At 39.6% G+C, this 3,001-nt stretch carries 6 protein-coding genes; all 6 read left to right on the top strand.

Going from position 1 to position 3,001, the window contains the following annotated elements; genetic code table 11:
- Positions 1 to 68 precede the first annotated feature (68 nt).
- Entirely contained in the window at positions 69 to 326 is a 258-nt protein-coding gene (locus CVS84_RS09415) for a hypothetical protein (protein WP_103559477.1), read from the top strand.
- A gap of 63 nt (positions 327 to 389) precedes the next feature.
- Positions 390 to 731, top strand: coding sequence for a hypothetical protein (locus CVS84_RS09410; protein ID WP_107692057.1), 342 nt, complete (start codon positions 390 to 392; stop codon positions 729 to 731).
- A 35-nt stretch (positions 732 to 766) separates the two neighbouring features.
- Entirely contained in the window at positions 767 to 1,255 is a 489-nt protein-coding gene (locus CVS84_RS09405; protein ID WP_107692056.1) for a host-nuclease inhibitor Gam family protein, read from the top strand.
- A gap of 192 nt (positions 1,256 to 1,447) precedes the next feature.
- Complete coding sequence (locus CVS84_RS09400) at positions 1,448 to 1,651, top strand: hypothetical protein (protein WP_107692055.1); 204 nt, start codon at positions 1,448 to 1,450, stop codon at positions 1,649 to 1,651.
- Positions 1,651 to 2,613: an AAA family ATPase gene (locus CVS84_RS09395; protein ID WP_051267848.1), complete on the top strand. Its 963-nt coding sequence runs from the start codon at positions 1,651 to 1,653 to the stop codon at positions 2,611 to 2,613. The genes CVS84_RS09400 and CVS84_RS09395 overlap by 1 nt, the downstream gene beginning before the upstream one ends.
- 1 nt (position 2,614) lies before the next feature.
- Positions 2,615 to 3,001: phage protein GemA/Gp16 family protein (locus tag CVS84_RS09390; RefSeq protein ID WP_159070085.1), on the top strand; the 387-nt coding region annotated here is incomplete at its 3' end.

The raw sequence follows: 3,001 nt of genomic DNA, 5'->3' as shown, positions 1-3,001 counted from the left end.
AGTCAAAGAGGCTACAAAGATGTTGCTTTTATAGTTGTAACGGTTGTAATAGTTGTAAGGAGTAAAAAATGATGGATATAGCTATAAATCCTCTTGAAAATCGCGCGGTGGAGCGAACGCAAGCGGCGGGACTAGTTAGGCTGGTGAGAGAATTTGAAGAGAAAGGATTTGAAATGAGAGTAAGTGCTAAAGGTGAACTATGGGGCATAAGGCGCGGAAGCATGATAAAGGGCCAAAAGGCGGACTACTCAAAGAGTATGTTTAAGCTAGTAGGCAAATATATCATAAGAACAGCCGACGGCAAAGTAATCGATACGGCAGCTTAAATTTGATTTTTCGGGAGCTCTGCGGAGCTTCCCATAAAGTTAAATTTAAAGAAAGGAGAATAGATGAAAACAGCGAGATTAGTGTTTGTTTCTACGCCCTATGCCAGTATCGAGTGCAAAGACCGGGACAGAAACTACTACGCTAAGCAAATAGCGCAGCAGGCTTGCGCTATTGTCAGAGCTAACGGCTACGAGCCTATCTCGCCCGTACTTGCGTGGATGGAGATATATAGCGAGCTTGAGCGTGAAAGAGTAATGAAAAACTGCGAAGAACTGCTTAGAGTGTGCAGCTACTACTACAGCCATTCGTGTAAGTGGAGCGATAAGAGTACAGGCATGGCACAAGAGGCGGCGTGGGCTAAAGAATATGGTCTTAGTGAGCTTAAATTTAGTTTGTTTGAGTGATAGGGCTAATAAAAATTTTTAATGAGGAGTAAAAGATGCAAATAAATAGTTTTAGCGACGTAGACGTCGCTTTAAAAAGACTATGCGAAGTAAGCGTAGGTATAGAAAAAATTAACGGTGAAGTAACGCTTGAGTGTAACCGTATAAAAGAAGCTAGAAAGAGCGAAGTTGAAAGACTCGAGAGCGAAAAAAGCTTTTTAGAGCAGCAAATCACACTATTTTGTGAGGACAATAAGGCTGAATTCGCAGAAAAACGCTCAAAAGAATTTACTTTCGGCGAGATCGGCTACCGCATAAGCAAAAGCGTAAGAGTACCTACCGTAAAAGCCAAGCTTGAGAGTTTGTTAAGCTCAATAAAGGCATTTGGATTAGGTAAAGAGTGCATTATATATGAAGAAAAGCCTAACAAGGAAGCACTTGCGGAGCTAAAAGACGAGGATTTAGTAAAACTCGGTCTTAAAAGAGTAGTGAAAGATAATTTTAGGATAGTGCCTAAGATAGAGAGCCTGGAGATAGGAAAATGAACGAGATAAAGAGCTATTTTCAAATCTATTGGAGTGAATATAAAAAGTTAAAAGATAGCAAAAATAGGCTTTTGCCTAGGTTTGTAAGACGAGAAAAATTAAGAATTTGTGTTAAAGGGCTTTAAGCCCTTTAAAGAGCGTTTTAAACTATTTTAACGCTCTTTAAAAGGTTTAATTTTAAGGAAAGACGGTTTGACAACTAAACAAAGAATTCATCTTAATAATCTACACGAAAAAAAGAGAGCATCGTATCAAGCTAAACTTAATAATGTTCTAAGCTACGATCTTAGTTTTTACCGCTTTAAAAACGGAAAGCTAAACGTATCTAAGCTAGCTAGGTGTAGTGGTTTAAGCCGTGAATTTTTAGAAAAAGAGTTGTGGAAAAAAGGGTTATAATGAGCGAAATTTTCGAGTTTTTAAAAAGTTCTAGCCTAACTAAGGATAGTTTCAACGAAAAGGTCGAGTTTTTGATAGAGGGCTTTTTAGTAAAGCAGCTAATCACACTGATCTACGCTGACGGCGGCACGGGCAAAAGTTACATGGCCTTTGCTCTAGCTAAAAAACTTTGCAAAGAGGGTCAAAGGGTGTTTTTCATAGACTACGACAACCCAGTAGGCGTACTCAAACAGCGCGGCGTAGATAGGTTACTTATAGAAAGCTACGAGAATATGAATTATATCCAGCGCTCCACTTTGGAGCTTTGCGGATTCGAGCTTGTTTTAAAGCTAGAAGAAAACGCCGTAGGCAAAGCTTACAAAGATTGCGTTTTTATCCTGGATAGCTTGCGGGATTTCGTAGACATCAATAACGACAACCGCATAAATAGGCTATTCGGCGCGCTTAAGAATTTACGCGAAGCAGGAGCTACCGTAATCATCCTTCACCACTCTAACAAAGACGGTAAAAACTATCAAGGCAGCAACCATATAAGAAATTCTCTCGACGTTATGTATCATCTACTAAAACGCCCTAGCAAGGAAAACGAGTTAAATTTCTTACTTGAAGTAGCCAAAGAAAGAGCCGGAGTAAAAGATAGCGGTTTTTGCGTAAAAACGCTAAATTTAGAACTAAACGAGCTTGACGTGGAGGTAGCTAGGATGAGCGAATACGAGCTAAATTTTACTACTCTAGCGCAAAAAATACTAGCCGGCGGAGATCTAAACAAAACCGAGTTACTAAACGCTATGAATTACGAAAAAGACGATAGAACGGCTAGGGATTGCCTCGATAAATTCGACGGTAAGCTATGGTTTAGCCGAAAAACTGGCAAGAGCGTGATATATAGTTGTAAAGCGGAGACTACAACCGATACAACTATTACAACTATAAGGGAAAATACCTTAAATTTGGCGGTTTGAGATGAATACGAGCGAACTAAAAAAATACTATATAAAAATGATACAAACATTGAAGCACAACTATTTTGTGGATGACGAATGCAGAAAAATATATCTACAAGCGCAATTCGGCAAAGATAGCTTGACACAACTAAGCGTTGAAGAGCTTAGAAGCGTACTAGAAGTCGTGGGGTATAAGCCCCATAAAGGTGCAAATTTTAAAAGACCTGCGCGAAAAAGCAAAGCAACCCGCAAAACCAAAGCAAACAAAACGTTTAGTCCTTCTTTTGTAGCCGGTGAAGATCTAACGCCAGCTAAAGGCAGCCTATACGCGACCAAAAAGCAGCTTGAAACTATTGTTGGTATTTGGGAAGAGATAGCCAACGTAAAAACGGGCATGGCTTTAAGA

Origin of the sequence: Campylobacter concisus (assembly GCF_003048575.1) — a bacterium.
GTDB classification, from domain to species: domain Bacteria; phylum Campylobacterota; class Campylobacteria; order Campylobacterales; family Campylobacteraceae; genus Campylobacter_A; species Campylobacter_A concisus_U.
This window is presented reverse-complemented; position numbering and strand designations above follow the sequence as displayed.